This is a genomic window from Pseudomonas sp. p21, assembly GCF_001642705.1.
Lineage (GTDB): Bacteria > Pseudomonadota > Gammaproteobacteria > Pseudomonadales > Pseudomonadaceae > Aquipseudomonas.
In genome coordinates this window covers 368,225-383,362 of sequence record NZ_LWBV01000002.1, presented here as the reverse complement: position 1 = coordinate 383,362, position 15,138 = coordinate 368,225, and the positions used below count along the sequence as shown (strand labels likewise).

Here is a 15,138-nt window from a genome sequence, read left to right as displayed (position 1 = left end):
CGAGGCCCTTGCTTGATCTGGGGCAAGGGACTATCGCTGGCCTGTCCAGGCTGCGGGAGGTAGATATATGTGCCCTTCGGGAGCGGCGGCATCAGCGCGGGCAGTGCTCAAAGCGCAATTCAGGTTTATGATGGCCCACGGCTGAATAATCCTCACACGGAGTGCGCAATGCAGACCCTGTACCCGCAGATCAAACCCTACGCCCGGCACGATCTGGCCGTGGAAGCGCCGCATGTGCTGTATGTCGACGAAAGCGGTTCGCCAGAAGGTCTGCCGGTGGTGTTCATCCACGGTGGCCCTGGCGCCGGCTGCGACGCCCAGAGCCGCTGCTACTTCGACCCCACGCTGTACCGCATCATCACCTTCGACCAGCGCGGTTGTGGCCGCTCCACGCCGCACGCTAGCCTGGAGAACAACACAACCTGGCACCTGGTCGACGACCTTGAACGCATCCGCGAGCACCTGGGCATCGACAAGTGGGTGCTGTTCGGTGGTTCGTGGGGCTCCACCCTGGCCCTGGCCTACGCCCAGACCCACCCCGAGCGGGTGCATGGCCTGATCCTGCGCGGCATCTTCCTGTGCAGGCCCCAGGAAATCCAGTGGTTCTATCAGGAAGGTGCCAGCCGCCTGTTCCCCGACTACTGGCAGGACTACATCGCGCCGATCCCGCCGGAAGAACGCGGTGACCTGGTATCGGCTTTCCACAAGCGCCTGACTGGCAACGACCAGATCGCCCAGATGCACGCGGCCAAGGCCTGGTCCACCTGGGAGGGCCGTACTGCCACCTTGCGCCCCAACCCGCTGGTGGTCGATCGCTTCTCCGAGCCGCAGCGCGCGCTGTCGATCGCCCGTATCGAATGCCACTACTTCATGAACAATGCCTTCCTCGAGCCGGACCAGCTGATCCGCGACCTGCCGAAAATCGCCCATCTGCCGGCGGTGATCGTGCATGGCCGCTATGATGTGATTTGCCCGCTGGACAACGCCTGGGCGCTGCACCAGGCCTGGCCGAACAGCGAGCTGAAGGTGATCCGTGATGCTGGCCACGCGGCTTCCGAGCCGGGCATCACTGATGCCCTGGTGCGTGCCGCCGACCAGATGGCCCGGCGCTTGCTTGATCTGCCCCTGGAAGAAGCATGAGGGGCCTGTTGCAGCGTGTGCGCGGCGCACGGGTGGAAGTAGCGGGGGAGGTAGTGGGTGCCATTGACCAGGGTTTGCTGGTGCTGGTGGCCGTCGAGCCTGAAGATTCCCGTGAGCAGGCCGACAAGCTGCTGCACAAGCTGTTGAACTACCGGGTGTTCAGTGACGAGCAGGGCAAGATGAACCTGTCGCTCAAGGATGTCGGGGGTGGTTTGTTGCTGGTGTCGCAGTTCACCCTAGCGGCAGACACCCGCAACGGCATGCGCCCGAGCTTCTCGACGGCAGCGCCACCGGCCCTCGGCGCCGAGTTGTTCGACTATCTTTTGCAGCAAGCCAAGGCTCGGCACGCCGACGTGGCAAGCGGGCAATTCGGCGCAGACATGCAGGTGCATCTGGTCAATGATGGCCCCGTAACATTTATGTTACAAATCTGAGGGCAAAAAACCCCTTGTTCACAAGAAAACAAGGGGTTTTGTACGATAAATAGTTGTTCCAGCCTGATGCGTTGTCACGCGACCTGCTGGATAATCGCGCGCTGCATGGACCTGCGTTCGCAGGTTCGTTTCACTCTGACTCGAGTATTGTCTGGATCCGTTTGGGGAATCATTACGCCCTCACGGGGTCCGAACAGTGCTCGCCAACCCGGCATTTGTCGCTGGCCGTTGGTTTCATGATCTGTTTTCGGCGAGGGTTGCTCGTGATTGTTAGTCCCCAAAAAGCATCAAGAATCCCCGGAACCGGGCTGCGCAAGGCCCTGATGGCCAGTGTGGCACTGGTCGGCCTGATGAGCGCGGGCCAGCTGTGGGCATTCAATCTTGACGATGTTGCAGCCAAGGCAAAGGATCTGGCCGGCCAGAAGTACGACGCACCGAAAAGCAACCTGCCTGCAGTATTCCGCGACATGAAGTTCGCGGACTATCAGAAAATTCATTTCCTGCAGGAAAAGGCCGAGTGGGCCAAGGACAAGACCCCGTTCAAACTGTCGTTCTATCACCAGGGCATGCACTTCGACACCCCGGTGAAGATCAACCAGGTTACCGCCACCAAGGTCGAAGAAATCAAGTACGACCCGAGCCGTTTCGAGTTCGGTGACGTGCCCCACGACCCGGAAACCACCAAGAACCTGGGTTACGCCGGTTTCCGCGTGCTGTACCCGATCAACAAGGCCGACAAGCAGGACGAGATCATGACTCTGCTTGGCGCCAGCTACTTCCGTGTGGTCGGCAAGGGCCATGTATATGGCCTGTCGGCCCGTGGCCTGGCCATCGACACCGCGCTGCCGTCGGGCGAGGAGTTCCCGCGCTTCACCGAGTTCTGGGTCGAGAAGCCCAAGCCGGCCGACAAGCAACTGGTGATCTACGCCCTGCTGGACTCGCCGCGTTCCACCGGCGCCTACAAGTTGACCCTGCGCCCGGGCAACGACACCGTGGTCGACGTGCAGTCCCGCGTGTTCCTGCGTGATCATGTCAGCCGCCTGGGCATCGCCCCGCTGACCAGCATGTACCTGTTCGGCCCCAACCAGCCGTCCAAGGTCCTCAACTACCGCCCGGCCCTGCACGACTCCGAAGGTCTGTCGATCCATGCCGGCAACGGCGAGTGGCTGTGGCGCCCGCTGAACAACCCGAAACATCTGGCCGTGAGCAACTTCAGCGTCGAGAACCCGCGTGGTTTCGGCCTGATGCAGCGCCAGCGCGCCTTCAGCGACTACGAAGACCTCGACGACAACTACCAGAAGCGCCCGAGCGCCTGGATCGAGCCGAAGGGTGACTGGGGCAAGGGCACCGTCGACCTGGTCGAAATCCCGACTGCCGACGAGACCAACGACAACATCGTGGCCTTCTGGAGCCCGGAAAAGCTGCCTGAGCCAGGCAAGCCATTCGAGTACGCCTACCGCCTGCACTGGACCATCGACGAGCCGAAGTTCCAGGCCTCCGAGCTGGGCTGGGTCAAGCAGACCCTCCGTTCCACCGGCGACGTCAAGCAGTCCAACCTGATCCGCCAGCCAGACGGCAGCGTGGCCTTCCTGGTCGACTTCGCCGGCCCGGCACTGGCCGCCCTGCCGGAAGACACCGCCGTGCGCAGCCAGATCAGCGTGGGCGACAACGCCGAGGTGGTCGAGAACAACCTGCGCTATAACCCTGAGACCAAGGGCTGGCGCCTGACCCTGCGTTTGAAGGTCAAGGAAGCCAACAAATCGACCGAAATGCGTGCCGCGCTGGTGCGTGACGTGCCGGTCGAAGCCGCCAAGCCTGCCAAGCAGGACAAGGCTGCAGCCAAGCAAGCCAAGGCCGAGAAAGCTGCCAAGGCCGAACAACCTGCCGCCGATGCGGCGCCCACCAACGGGACCCCGGCCACCACCGAGAAGGTGCTGACCGAGACCTGGAGCTATCAGTTGCCTGCCGATGAGTAACTCAAGCGCAAGGCCGGAATCGCTTCGCGAGTACCTGGCCCACCTACCACTGAGCGACGAGCAACGGGCGGAACTCGCCAGCTGCACGTCATTCAGTGAGCTGCACCAACGCCTGGCGGCCAACCCGGCCGCCAGCTCTGCCGAGGCCGTGCAGGCCTCGGTGGGCCCGCGCCTGACCGTAGGCAGCGCCGCCGAGCTGGAAGACGCCGAAATGCTTGGCGTCGACGGCAGCGGCCGCCTGTGCCTGAAGATCGCCCCGCCGATCAAGCGCACCAAGGTCGTGCCCGAGCCATGGCGCACCAACGTGCTGATCCGCATGTGGCGGCGCATGACCGGCCGCACCAACGCGCCGCAGCCGCCCAAACGCGAGCTGCCGCCGGCCCGCTGGCGTACGGTCGGCTCGATCCGCCGTTACATCCTGCTGGCGCTGATGATCGGCCAGACCATCGTCGCCGGCTGGTACATGAAGGGCATCCTGCCTTACCAGGGCTGGTCGTTCGTGGACTTTGACGAAATCGTCAACCAGCCGCTGTGGGACACTGTGGTGCAGGTATGGCCGTATGCCCTGCAGACGTCCATCCTGATCCTCTTCGGCATTCTGTTTTGCTGGGTATCGGCGGGCTTCTGGACCGCGCTGATGGGCTTCCTCGAACTGCTCACCGGGCGTGACAAGTACAAGATTTCCGGTAGCAGCGCAGGCAACGAGCCGATCGCGCCCGAGGCGCGTACCGCGCTGGTGATGCCGATCTGCAACGAAGACGTGCCACGCGTGTTCGCCGGCCTGCGCGCAACGTTCGAGTCGGTGGCTGCCAGCGGCAACCTCGACCGCTTCGACTTCTTCGTGCTCAGCGACACCAACGACACCGACATCGCCGTGGCCGAGCAACAGGCCTGGCTGGACGTGTGCCGCGAAACCAAAGGCTTTGGCCGCATCTTCTACCGCCGCCGTCGGCGCCGGGTGAAGCGCAAGAGCGGCAACCTCGACGATTTCTGCCGTCGTTGGGGCGGCGAGTACAAGTACATGGTCGTACTCGACGCCGACAGCGTCATGAGCGGCGAGTGCCTGAGCAGCCTGGTGCGCCTGATGGAGGCCAACCCGGACGCCGGCATCATCCAGACCGGGCCGAAAGCCTCGGGCATGGACACCCTGTATGCGCGTCTGCAGCAGTTCGCCACCCGCGTGTACGGCCCGCTGTTCACCGCCGGCCTGCACTTCTGGCAACTGGGTGAGTCGCACTACTGGGGCCACAATGCGATCATCCGCATGAAGCCGTTCATCGAGCACTGCGCCCTGGCGCCGTTGCCGGGCAAGGGTGCGTTCGCCGGTGCAATCCTCTCCCACGACTTCGTCGAAGCCGCGCTGATGCGCCGTGCCGGCTGGGGCGTGTGGATTGCCTACGACCTGCCGGGCAGCTACGAAGAACTGCCGCCGAACCTGCTCGACGAGCTCAAGCGCGACCGCCGCTGGTGCCACGGCAACCTGATGAACTTCCGCCTGTTCCTGGTCAAGGGCATGCACCCGGTACACCGTGCGGTGTTCCTCACCGGGGTGATGTCGTACCTGTCGGCACCGCTGTGGTTCCTGTTCCTGGTGCTGTCGACCGCGCTGCTGGCGACCAACACGCTGATGGAGCCGCAGTACTTCATCGAGCCGTACCAGCTCTACCCGCTGTGGCCGCAGTGGCACCCGGAGAAGGCCGTAGCGCTGTTCTCCACCACCATCGTGCTGCTGTTCCTGCCCAAGCTGCTCAGCGTCATCCTGATCTGGGCCAAGGGCGCGACCGAGTTTGGCGGGCGCATCAAGGTCACCCTGTCGATGTTGATGGAGATGCTGTTCTCCATGCTGCTGGCACCGGTGCGCATGATCTTCCACACCCGCTTCGTGCTGGCTGCGTTCCTCGGCTGGGCCGCGACCTGGAATTCGCCGCAGCGTGACGACGACTCCACGCCGTGGAGCGAAGCGGTGCGCCGCCATGGCCCGCAGACCCTGCTGGGCATTGCCTGGGCGGCGCTGGTGGCCTGGCTGAACCCGAGCTTCCTGTGGTGGCTGGCGCCAATCGTCGGTTCGCTGGTGCTGTCGATCCCGGTTTCGGTGATCTCCAGCCGCACCCGCCTGGGCCTGGCGGCCAAGGACGAGAAGCTGTTCCTCATCCCCGAGGAATACGCCACCCCGCAAGAGCTGCTGGCCACCGACCGGTACACCCACGAAAACCGCTGGCATGCCCTGCATGACGGCTTCGTGCGGGCCGTGGTCGACCCGCGGCAGAACGCCCTGGCCTGTGCCATGGCCACTGCCCGTCATGGCCAGGCGGCACCGATCGAGGCACTGCGCGTCGAGCGGGTGGCCAAGGCGATGGAAGTCGGGCCGCAAGGCCTGGACCTCAATACCCGCCTGGCCCTGCTCAGCGATCCGGTGGCGCTGACCCGCCTGCACGAGCAGGTCTGGGCCGAGCACAATGCGGCGTGGATCAACGTGTGGCGTGCATCGATCAAGAACGACCCGCATTCGCCGCTGTTGCCGCTGCACCCGGAGAATGAAGGCCAACCGGCACTCGTCGGCGCCTGATCGGGCCTTTTCGCGGGCACGCCCGCTCCCACAGGGTACTTCACAGCCTTTGAGGCATGCGCTGTACCTGTGGGAGCGGGCGTGCCCGCGAAGCTTTTCAGGGCTCCCACCGATTTTGGCCAACAAAGTCCCCCCCGGCTCTAGGTCCCCGAGCCGCCATGCGTTAGCATCCCTCTCCGATATGACGCATCGGCCGCCACGGCCATGCCAACAATAAGATTCGCTACTTTTCTTGCTAGGGGACTTGGTGATGATCAAGAAATACCTTTCGCGACTGCTGGTCGGTGTCACCGCCCTGGTCGCCGTGACGGCGGCCCAGGCGGGCGCCATCGATGACGCGGTCAAGCGCGGCACCCTGCGGGTGGGCATGGACCCGACCTACATGCCGTTCCAGATGACCAACAAGCGTGGCGAGATCATCGGCTTCGAAGTCGATATCCTCAAAGCCATGGCCAAGTCCATGGGCGTCAAGTTCGAGCCGGTCTCCACCGCCTATGACGGCATCATCCCGGCCCTGCTGACCGACAAGTTCGACATGATCGGCAGCGGCATGACCCTGACCCAGGAACGCAACCTGCGCCTGAATTTCAGCGAACCCTTCATCGTGGTTGGCCAGACCCTGCTGATCCGCAAGGAACTGGCGGGCGAGATCAAGTCGTACAAGGACCTGAACAACGAGAAGTACCGCATCACCTCCAAGCTCGGCACCACCGGCGAAATGGTTTCCAAGAAGCTGATCGCCAAGGCCAAGTACCACGGCTACGACAACGAGCAGGAAGCTGTGATGGACGTGGTCAACGGCAAGGCTGACGCCTTCGTCTACGACGCGCCGTACAACGTGGTGGCAGTGGACAAGGCCGGTGCCGGCAAGCTGCTGTTCCTCGAAGAACCCTTCACCTACGAGCCGCTGGCCTTCGGCCTGAAGAAAGGCGACTACGACAGCATCAACTTCATCAACAACTTCCTGCACCAGATCAAGCATGACGGGACCTACGATCGTATTCACGACAAGTGGTTCAAGAACAAGGACTGGCTGAAGGAAATGGAATAAGGCCCAGGCCACAAGCCCGGCTTTATGACCCCGACGCGCAGGCAAACCCTGCGCGTTCGCATTTACGGAAGTACCCCACGTGATCAAACACAAGAAAGCCCAGTGGCCCTGGCACGGTTTGACTGCCCTGGTCCTGGTGGGCCTGGCGTTCAGCCTGTACATGGCCACCTCGATGATTTCCTACGAGTGGCGCTGGAACCGCGTACCGCAGTACTTCGCCTACAAGGCCGAGGAAGCACAGCGCGCCGCCGCTTACGGCACCGTGCAGGAGATTGTCATCTCGGGCGACAATGCCCGTGTCACGCTGAAAGATGAGAGCGGTGCCGAGCAGGTACTCGACGTGGCCAAGGACAGCCTGCAGCTGGCCCGCGGCGACGATGTGGCCGAAGGCGACCAGATTGGCGTCACCCGCCACTGGGCGGCCGGCCCGCTGGTCTGGGGGCTGTGGACCACCCTGTGGATTTCGGTGGTTTCCGGTGCCCTGGGCCTGCTCATCGGCCTGTTCGCCGGCCTCTGCCGGCTGTCCAGCAACCCCACCCTGCGTGACCTGACGACGGTGTATGTCGAACTGGTGCGCGGTACCCCGCTGCTGGTGCAGATCTTCATCTTCTACTTCTTCATCGGTACCGTGCTCAACCTGTCCCGCGAGTTTGCCGGGGTGGCCGCACTGGCGCTGTTCACTGGCGCCTACGTGGCGGAAATCGTTCGTGCCGGCGTGCAGTCCATCGCCAAGGGCCAGAACGAAGCGGCCCGCTCGCTGGGCCTGAACGCGGGCCAGTCGATGCGCCACGTGATCCTGCCGCAGGCGTTCAAACGCGTGCTGCCGCCTTTGGCCGGCCAGTTCATCAGCCTGGTCAAGGACACCTCGCTGGTCTCGGTGATCGCCATCACCGAACTGACCAAGAGCGGCCGCGAGGCCATCACCACCTCGTTCTCGACCTTCGAGATCTGGTTCTGTGTGGCAGGCCTGTACCTGCTGATCAACCTGCCGCTGTCGCACCTGGCAAGCCGGCTCGAGCGGAGGCTTGCGCAAAGTGATTGAAGTCCGTGACCTGCTGAAAGTCTTCGACACCCGTGGCCACGTGGTCCGGGCTGTGGACAACGTCACCACCCAGGTCGCCAAGGGCGAAGTGGTGGTGGTGCTCGGCCCGTCGGGCTCGGGCAAGTCGACCTTCCTGCGCTGCCTCAACGGCCTGGAGCATTTCGACGAAGGCCATGTGGCCATCGACGGCCTGCAACTGGCCGACCCGAAGACCGACATCAATGCCTACCGCCGCGAAGTCGGCATGGTGTTCCAGCACTTCAACCTGTTCCCGCACATGACCGTGCTGGAAAACCTGTGCCTGGCGCAGAAGGTGGTGCGCAAGCGTAACAAGGCCGACCGCGAAGCCAAGGCCAGGGCGCTGCTGGAGAAAGTGGGCATTGCGCAGAAGGCCAACGAATACCCGTCGCGCCTGTCCGGTGGCCAGCAGCAGCGGGTGGCGATCGCCCGCGCGTTGGCCATGGACCCGAAGGTGATGCTGTTCGACGAGCCAACCTCGGCGCTTGACCCGGAAATGGTCGGCGAAGTGCTGGACGTGATGAAGACCCTGGCCCAGGAAGGCATGACCATGGTCTGCGTTACCCACGAAATGGGCTTCGCCCGTGAAGTGGCGGACCGCGTGCTGTTCTTCGACCATGGCAAGCTGCTGGAGGATTCGGCCCCGGCCGCGTTCTTTGCCGCGCCGAAGGACCCGCGCGCGCAGGCGTTCCTGCGCCAGGTGCTTTAACCTGCACCGGCCTCTTCGCGGGTAAACCCGCTCCCACAGGTACTGCACCGACTTTGAGAGCGGCGAGGTACTTGTAGGAGCGGGTTTACCCGCGAAGCAGGCGACTCCTGTCTAGATGTTGAACCGCCCCACCATCCCCCGCAACTGTTGCCCCAACTGCTCCAGTTCGCCACTCGACGCCGCCGTCTGCTCACTGGCCGCACTGGTCTGATCCGACACATCGCGCACATTCAGCACGCTGCGGTTGATCTGCTCGGCCACCACGCTCTGCTCTTCGCTGGCCGTGGCTATTTGCTGGTTCATACCCTGGATGTTCGACACCGTATCGGTGATCTGGCTCAACGCATGCCCTGCCTTGCGGCTCAGCTCCACGCTCTGTTCAGTCAGGCTCTTGCTGCTGTCCAGCAACCGTGTCACTTCATCAGTCCCGTTGTGCAGGCTGTCGATCAGCTGGCCAATTTCCTCGGTCGCCGTCGAGGTGCGCTGTGCCAGCCCACGTACTTCGTCCGCCACCACGGCAAATCCACGCCCGGCTTCACCGGCCCGTGCCGCTTCGATCGCCGCGTTCAGGGCCAGCAGGTTGGTCTGCTCGGACACCGACTTGATCACATCAAGGATGCCGCTGATACGCTGGCTCTCGCCTGCCAGGTGCTGCATGGCCGCCAGACAATGGTCCATCTGCCTGGCCAGTTGTTCGATACGGCCGATGGCCTCGGCCACTACCTGGTCGCCCATCTGCGCCTGCTGGTCGGCGTTTGTCGCGGCCAGCGAGGCCTGTTCGGCGTTCTGCGCCACTTCCTGTACGGTGGCGCTCATCTGGTTCATGGCAGTTGCCACCTGGTCGGTTTCCTCGCGCTGCTGGTTGATGCGCAGTTTGGTGTCCTCGCTGCGGGTTGCCAGCTCCGAGGCTGCCTGTGACAGTTGCCCGACGCCTTGGTCGATGCCACCGATCAGCTCGCGCAGGCTCAAGGTCATTTCGCGCATGCTGGTCTGTAACTGGCCCATCTCGTCGCACCGCTGCACCGTTTCGACCTGGCTCAGGTCGCCCTTGGCGATGCGTGCGGCTACGGCCAGGGTCTGGCGCAAGGGTTGGGTGATCTGCAGGGTGATCAGCCAGGCGGCCAGCACACCCACCGCCAGCGCCAGTAGCGCCACGCTGGTCAGCAGCGAGCGGGCAGCCAGGGCTTCGCTGTCGCGTTGCTCGACCTTGCGCTTGCCGAGCTCCAGGCTTACCGCGCGCAACTCATTGCCCATCTTTTCCAGGTTGTTCTGCAATTGCTCGACCTGCACCGCGGCGTGGCGGTACTGGTCCAGGCTGGTGCGGTACTTGGCCAGCTCGATTCCGGGCTGCTCGGTGACGGCGCGTGGCAGGCGCAGCGGAGCAAGGCTCTTGAGCAGTTGCCCCAGGCTGGTATCGGCAGCGTCCAGGGCGCTGTCGCCGACCTTGGCGAAGTCCTCGACAGGGGTGAAGGTGTAGGCCGGCACCAAGCTCTGCTGGTTGGCACCGTCGATATGCCGGCTGAGGGTATCCATCAGGCTCAGCACGCCGCCTTGCTGACTGTCGGCAGGCATCTCCAGCAAGGCCTGGGTCTGCAGTTCGTCGATCGCCTCGTTGAGCTTCTGTTCCTGCGCCTGCATGGCCTCGCGCAGGGCGATACGGTTGGCGACGATGCGTTGCAGTTCGCTGAAGTCATCGCGCAGGCGCTGCAGCAGTGCCAGTTTGTCGGTCAGCATCTGCCGTGACTCATCGACGTTGCTGCGTTGTTGCAGCGTGGCAAGCATGCTGTTCAGTTGCTCGAGGATGGTGATGATGCGTGATTTGCTGGCGTTGTCGTTCAGCACGCGGTAAGTGATGCGCTCTGCGCGCAGGTCCTTGGTCAGGTCATTGATCAGGCCGATTTCGCTGAGTTGCTGTGAGCGCACAATGGCGCCATCCAGTGCACGCCAGCCGCTGATGGTGGTGGCCAGGGTAAGCAGCAGAACCACGGCGAAGCCGAGAGCCAGTTTGGCACCGACACTGATGTTGCCGAGCTTGCGGTTGAGGTAGCCGAGCATGGGAGGTCTCCGTGCGATTGAGAGAGGGAGGCGGGCGTATTGCCGGCATCACACCTCTGCCAATCGGCAGCGGAGTTGTAGGACTTGACCTGATAATCAGGTAGGAAATTTCACCGCAGCATGTGGGAGGATTCTGCCTGTGCCGGCCTCTTCGCGGGTAAACCCGCTCCCACAGGTACTGCACAGCTCTCAACACCTGTGCAGTACCTGTGGGAGCGGGTTTACCCGCGAAGAGGCCGGCACAGGCGACCCACCCATCAGCCTAGAGCCTGAACCGCCCCACCAACCCCTGCAAATGGGTACCCAACCGCGCCAGCTCCATGCTGGAGCTGGCCGTCTCCTCACTGGCTGCCGAGGTCTGGTCAGAAATGTCCCGCACATTCATCACACTGCGGTTGATCTCCTCGGCCACGGCTGTCTGTTCTTCCGCGGCAGTGGCAATCTGCTGGTTCATCGCCTGGATCGACGACACGGTGCGGGTGATGGTTTCCAGCGAGCTGCCGGCACGGCGGGTCAGTTCGACGCTGCTGTCGGTCAACTGGCGGCTGCTGTCCATCACGCTGGCCACGCGCTGGGTGCCGCTTTGCAGGCCGGCAATCAGCTCTTCGATCTCTTCAGTCGATTGCTGGGTACGCTGCGCCAGGCTGCGCACTTCATCGGCCACCACGGCAAAGCCACGTCCGGCCTCGCCGGCACGGGCCGCTTCGATCGCCGCGTTGAGGGCCAGCAGGTTGGTCTGCTGAGCCACCGACTTGATCACGTCGAGCACGCTGCCGATCTTGTCGCTCTCGGCCTTGAGCTGGTTCATCGCTTCGCTGGAGTTGACCACTTCGCCGGCCAGGCGCTCGATCTGCGCCACCGCTTCGCCCACCACACGGTCGCCTTCGCGGGCTTGCTGGTCGGCCATCAATGCGGCTTCCGAGGCCTGCTCGGCATTGCGGGCCACTTCATGCACGGTAGCGGTCATCTGGTTCATGGCGGTCGCTACCTGATCAGTCTCGACCTTCTGGTTGTTGACCCCGGCGCTGGTCTGCTCGGTCACCGCTGACAGCTCCTCGGCAGCGCTGGCGATCTGCGTGACGCCATCACCGATGCCGCCGATCAGTTCGCGCAGGCCCTGGGTCATGCGCTGCATGCTGGCTTGCAACTGGCCCAGTTCGTCACGGCGTTGTACCTGCAGCGTTTGAGTCAGGTCGCCACTGGCCACGCGCTCGGCGGCGCGCAAGGTCTGGCGCAGCGGGATGATGATCTGCCGGGTGATGGCCCAGGCCGCCAGCAGGCCGAGGGCCAGGGCCAGCACGGTGGCCACGGCGAGCAGGGTCTTGGCCTGGGCCGCGCCGGCGTCACGCACCTCGGTTTGCGAGGTGGTCATCGCCTGGCTGGTTTGCAGCAGTACCGTGCCTTGCTCGGCCATGTGCTGCAGGGCTTGCTCACTGGCGGCCTGGGCATTGCCGAACTGGGTGACTGCGTCGCGGTAGCCGGCCATGGCAGTGGCGGCATCGTCCAGGCTGGCGGCATGTTCCGCCGGCACTTTGGCCGGTAGCGCGCGCAGCTCGGCCAGGGCCTGGTCGATGGCCTTCAGCGCCGTTTGCTGGAAATCGGCATTGCCGCTATAGGTGTAGCCACGCACCTGGAAGCGTGCCTGCTGCAGCAGGGCGCTGACTTCCACTGCGTGCTGGTACTGGTTGATATCGCCACCTTGCAGCAGGCCCCGCTGTACCCGGCCGATCAGCTCCGCAGCCTTGTCGGCAGTGTCGCCCAGCACGCCACGGCTGGCTTCGCGGCGTTGGCCGGCCTGCTTCAGCTCGTTGAACGCCTGCTGGTAGGTACGCACTGCCTCGCGTTGTTGCTCCAGGCGCTGGCGGTCGGCGGGGAGTTCGATCTGCCCGATCATCAGTTGTACCTGGCGGTCGAGGTTGGCCAGGGCTTTTTCCAGCTCTGCCACCGAGGCTTCATCACGCTGGCGCTGGTAATGCTGGCGGGCGATGCGCAGTTCCTGGGTGTACTGCTGGATCACCGAGATGTTTCCCAGCTTGTCGCCACGGTCGATGATGCTGTCCATGCCGTGCCAGCCGGCCAGGGTAATGGCCAGGGTCAACAGCAGCACCAGGCCGAAGCCCAGCCCCAGTTTGCGGTTGACGCTCACATTGCCCAACGATTGGGCGAACCATTGATACATATACGACTCCCTGGCGGCGTGGCAGCACAAATGATTGTTGTGTTGCCAAGGCCATCGGCCAGGGAGAAGGAAACTTGATGGGCGAAAATGCGGCGTTTACGTCAGAAAATGCGCGAAAGCAGCGCCGTTACCGCAGTCTCGACCCGCAGGATACGCTCGCCCAGTTGCACCGGTGCCAGGCCTGCCTTGCCCAGCAGGTCCACCTCATAGGGGATCCAGCCACCCTCGGGGCCGATGGCCAGGGTCACGGCTTGCTCCACGGCGCGCGGGCAGGCGGGGTAGGGGCCGGGGTGGCCGACCAGGCCCAGGGTGCCTGCGGCGATGGCGGGCAGGCGGTCTTCGACGAAGGGCTTGAAGCGCTTCTCGATGATCACCTCGGGCAGCACGGTGTCGCGCGCCTGTTCCAGGCCGAGGATGAGGTTGTCGCGAATGCTGTCCGGCTGCAGGAACGGTGTTTGCCAGAAGCTTTTCTCGACCTTGTAGCTGTTCACCAGGATCAGCCGCGGCACGCCGAGGGTGGCCACGGTCTGGAACAGCCGGCGCAGCATTTTCGGCCGGGGTACGGCCAGCACCAGGGTCAGCGGCAGCTTGGCCGGTGGCTGCTGGTCAAAGGCGACTTCCAGTTCGGCTTCGTGCTTTTCCAGGCGCAGCACCGTGGCCTTGCCCATCAGGCCGTTGATACGGCCTACGCGCAGGTTGTCGCCCACCGCCACGCGGTGGATGTCCTGCATGTGGGTGAGGCGCCGGTCAGCGAGAACGACGCGGTCGGCCGAGACGAAGTCGGCCTCTTCAAGGAGCAACAGGTTCACGGTTGGGTCGCTGGTGGCTGGTCGTTGTGGTCGTTGGCGGTTTCATCGTGGGCGCTGCGCTTGCGAATCAGGCTGCCGCACAGCACGCCGATCTCGAACAACAGCCACATGGGTACGGCCAGCAGGGTCTGGGAGAAGATGTCCGGTGGGGTAAGGACCATGCCGACCACGAAGCAGCCGATGATCACGTAGGGGCGAATCTTCTTCAGGTACTTCACGTCGACCACGCCGATCCATACCAGCAGCACCACAGCCACCGGGATTTCGAAGGCCACGCCAAAGGCGAAGAACAGCGTCATCACGAAGTCGAGGTAGCTGGCGATGTCAGTCATCATCGACACGCCTTCCGGCGTGGCGCTGGCGAAGAAGCCAAAGATCAGCGGGAACACCAGGAAATAGGCGAAGGCCATGCCGGCGTAGAACAGGAATATGCTCGACACCAGCAGTGGAATGGCGATGCGCTTTTCATGGCGGTACAACCCGGGCGCGATGAAGCCCCAGATCTGCTGGAGGATGAACGGGATTGCCAGGAACAGCGAGACGATCATGGTCAGCTTGAACGGCGTGAGGAACGGCGAAGCCACGTCGGTGGCGATCATCGTCGCATTGGCCGGCAAGTGTTCGCGCAGCGGCGCGGAGACCAGGGTGTAGATCTGCTGGGCGAAGGAGAACAGCCCGGCAAAGATCAGGAAAATGACGGCAACGCAGCGCAACAGGCGAGTGCGCAGTTCGGTCAGGTGCGAAACCAGCGGCATCGGCTGGTCGTGTTCCGGATTCTCGCTCATGGGGCTCGCGGCGGTTGAGGCGGTTCAGAAGGCGTGGCCGGGGCGGCAGCAGTATCGACCGGCCTGGCTTCGAGCCCGGCGGGGGGCTGCACGGTTGCGGTGGTGACGGGTGGCTGCGCCGGTGGTGTCATCGGGTTGAGGATGCGCTTGGCTTCCTCTTCCATCTGCAGGATGTGCTCGTTGTGCAGCTGGCGGCGGATTTCGTCGGCGCCGATTTCGCGCTCCACCTCCATCTTGATGCTGTTGAAGCTGCGCTTTAGCCGGCCGATCCACAGGCCTGCCGTGCGCGCGGCACCGGGCAGGCGCTCGGGGCCGAGCACCAGCAGGGCGACCAGGCCGACGAGCAGCAGCTCGCTGAAACTGATGCCGAACAT

Annotated in this window: 12 protein-coding genes and 1 pseudogene; 7 read left to right on the top strand and 6 right to left on the bottom strand. The window is 63.8% G+C overall.

Going from position 1 to position 15,138, the window contains the following annotated elements; all coding sequences use genetic code 11:
- The first annotated feature begins 168 nt into the window (after nt 1-168).
- The 7 genes from pip to A4C63_RS06690 all read left to right on the top strand — a co-directional run bounded on the left by pip (nt 169) and on the right by A4C63_RS06690 (nt 8,936).
- Nucleotides 169-1,140: a prolyl aminopeptidase gene (pip, locus tag A4C63_RS06720; RefSeq protein WP_063912021.1), complete on the top strand. Its 972-nt coding sequence runs from the start codon at nt 169-171 to the stop codon at nt 1,138-1,140.
- Nucleotides 1,137-1,574 carry a D-aminoacyl-tRNA deacylase gene (gene dtd / locus A4C63_RS06715; protein WP_013974555.1) on the top strand — a complete coding sequence of 146 codons (438 nt, stop codon included), beginning with the start codon at nt 1,137-1,139 and terminating at the stop codon, nt 1,572-1,574. Before pip ends, dtd begins: the two co-directional genes overlap by 4 nt.
- A 323-nt stretch (nt 1,575-1,897) precedes the next feature.
- Nucleotides 1,898-3,550 (top strand): glucan biosynthesis protein G, encoded by a 1,653-nt coding sequence (locus A4C63_RS06710; RefSeq protein ID WP_063912020.1) that lies wholly within the window; start codon nt 1,898-1,900, stop codon nt 3,548-3,550.
- Nucleotides 3,543-6,116, top strand: coding sequence for a glucans biosynthesis glucosyltransferase MdoH (gene mdoH / locus A4C63_RS06705; RefSeq protein ID WP_063912019.1), 2,574 nt, complete (start codon nt 3,543-3,545; stop codon nt 6,114-6,116). The genes A4C63_RS06710 and mdoH overlap by 8 nt, the downstream gene beginning before the upstream one ends.
- Before the next feature lie 253 nt (nt 6,117-6,369).
- On the top strand, nt 6,370-7,167 hold the full coding sequence (locus A4C63_RS06700) for a transporter substrate-binding domain-containing protein (protein WP_024087841.1): 798 nt from the start codon (nt 6,370-6,372) through the stop codon (nt 7,165-7,167).
- Nucleotides 7,168-7,246: 79 nt separating this feature from the next.
- Nucleotides 7,247-8,209, top strand: coding sequence for an amino acid ABC transporter permease (locus A4C63_RS06695; RefSeq protein WP_063912018.1), 963 nt, complete (start codon nt 7,247-7,249; stop codon nt 8,207-8,209).
- Complete coding sequence (locus A4C63_RS06690) at nt 8,202-8,936, top strand: amino acid ABC transporter ATP-binding protein (protein ID WP_063912406.1); 735 nt, start codon at nt 8,202-8,204, stop codon at nt 8,934-8,936. Before A4C63_RS06695 ends, A4C63_RS06690 begins: the two co-directional genes overlap by 8 nt.
- 111 nt (nt 8,937-9,047) lie before the next feature.
- On the opposite strand, the gene A4C63_RS27010 is transcribed toward A4C63_RS06690, so the two are convergent.
- The 6 genes and pseudogenes from A4C63_RS27010 to tatB all read right to left on the bottom strand — a co-directional run bounded on the left by A4C63_RS27010 (nt 9,048) and on the right by tatB (nt 15,138).
- Nucleotides 9,048-9,752 (bottom strand): methyl-accepting chemotaxis protein, encoded by a 705-nt coding sequence (locus A4C63_RS27010; RefSeq protein WP_371106037.1) that lies wholly within the window; start codon nt 9,750-9,752, stop codon nt 9,048-9,050.
- A gap of 150 nt (nt 9,753-9,902) precedes the next feature.
- A pseudogene (locus A4C63_RS27005) lies at nt 9,903-10,991 on the bottom strand (methyl-accepting chemotaxis protein); the annotation flags it as partial.
- Nucleotides 10,992-11,253: 262 nt separating this feature from the next.
- Nucleotides 11,254-13,170, bottom strand: a complete 1,917-nt coding sequence (locus A4C63_RS06680; RefSeq protein WP_063912016.1) for a methyl-accepting chemotaxis protein — start codon at nt 13,168-13,170, stop codon at nt 11,254-11,256.
- Nucleotides 13,171-13,271: 101 nt separating this feature from the next.
- On the bottom strand, nt 13,272-13,979 hold the full coding sequence (locus tag A4C63_RS06675; protein ID WP_063912015.1) for a 16S rRNA (uracil(1498)-N(3))-methyltransferase: 708 nt from the start codon (nt 13,977-13,979) through the stop codon (nt 13,272-13,274).
- A complete protein-coding gene (gene tatC / locus A4C63_RS06670; protein ID WP_013974546.1) occupies nt 13,976-14,764 on the bottom strand; it encodes a twin-arginine translocase subunit TatC in 789 nt (262 codons plus the stop codon). The genes A4C63_RS06675 and tatC overlap by 4 nt, the downstream gene beginning before the upstream one ends.
- A complete protein-coding gene (gene tatB, locus A4C63_RS06665) occupies nt 14,761-15,138 on the bottom strand; it encodes a Sec-independent protein translocase protein TatB (RefSeq protein WP_063912014.1) in 378 nt (125 codons plus the stop codon). Before tatB ends, tatC begins: the two co-directional genes overlap by 4 nt.

What these genes read in the sequence shown, in the direction of transcription:
- pip (WP_063912021.1), top strand. Translation starts at nt 169, where the DNA reads ATGCAGACCCTGTACCCGCAGATCAAACCCTACGCCCGGCACGATCTG.
- dtd (WP_013974555.1), top strand. Translation starts at nt 1,137, where the DNA reads ATGAGGGGCCTGTTGCAGCGTGTGCGCGGCGCACGGGTGGAAGTAGCG.
- A4C63_RS06710 (WP_063912020.1), top strand. Translation starts at nt 1,898, where the DNA reads ATGGCCAGTGTGGCACTGGTCGGCCTGATGAGCGCGGGCCAGCTGTGG.
- mdoH (WP_063912019.1), top strand. Translation starts at nt 3,543, where the DNA reads ATGAGTAACTCAAGCGCAAGGCCGGAATCGCTTCGCGAGTACCTGGCC.
- A4C63_RS27010 (WP_371106037.1), bottom strand. Translation starts at nt 9,752, where the DNA reads ATGAGCGCCACCGTACAGGAAGTGGCGCAGAACGCCGAACAGGCCTCG.
- A4C63_RS06680 (WP_063912016.1), bottom strand. Translation starts at nt 13,170, where the DNA reads ATGTATCAATGGTTCGCCCAATCGTTGGGCAATGTGAGCGTCAACCGC.
- tatC (WP_013974546.1), bottom strand. Translation starts at nt 14,764, where the DNA reads ATGAGCGAGAATCCGGAACACGACCAGCCGATGCCGCTGGTTTCGCAC.
- tatB (WP_063912014.1), bottom strand. Translation starts at nt 15,138, where the DNA reads ATGTTCGGCATCAGTTTCAGCGAGCTGCTGCTCGTCGGCCTGGTCGCC.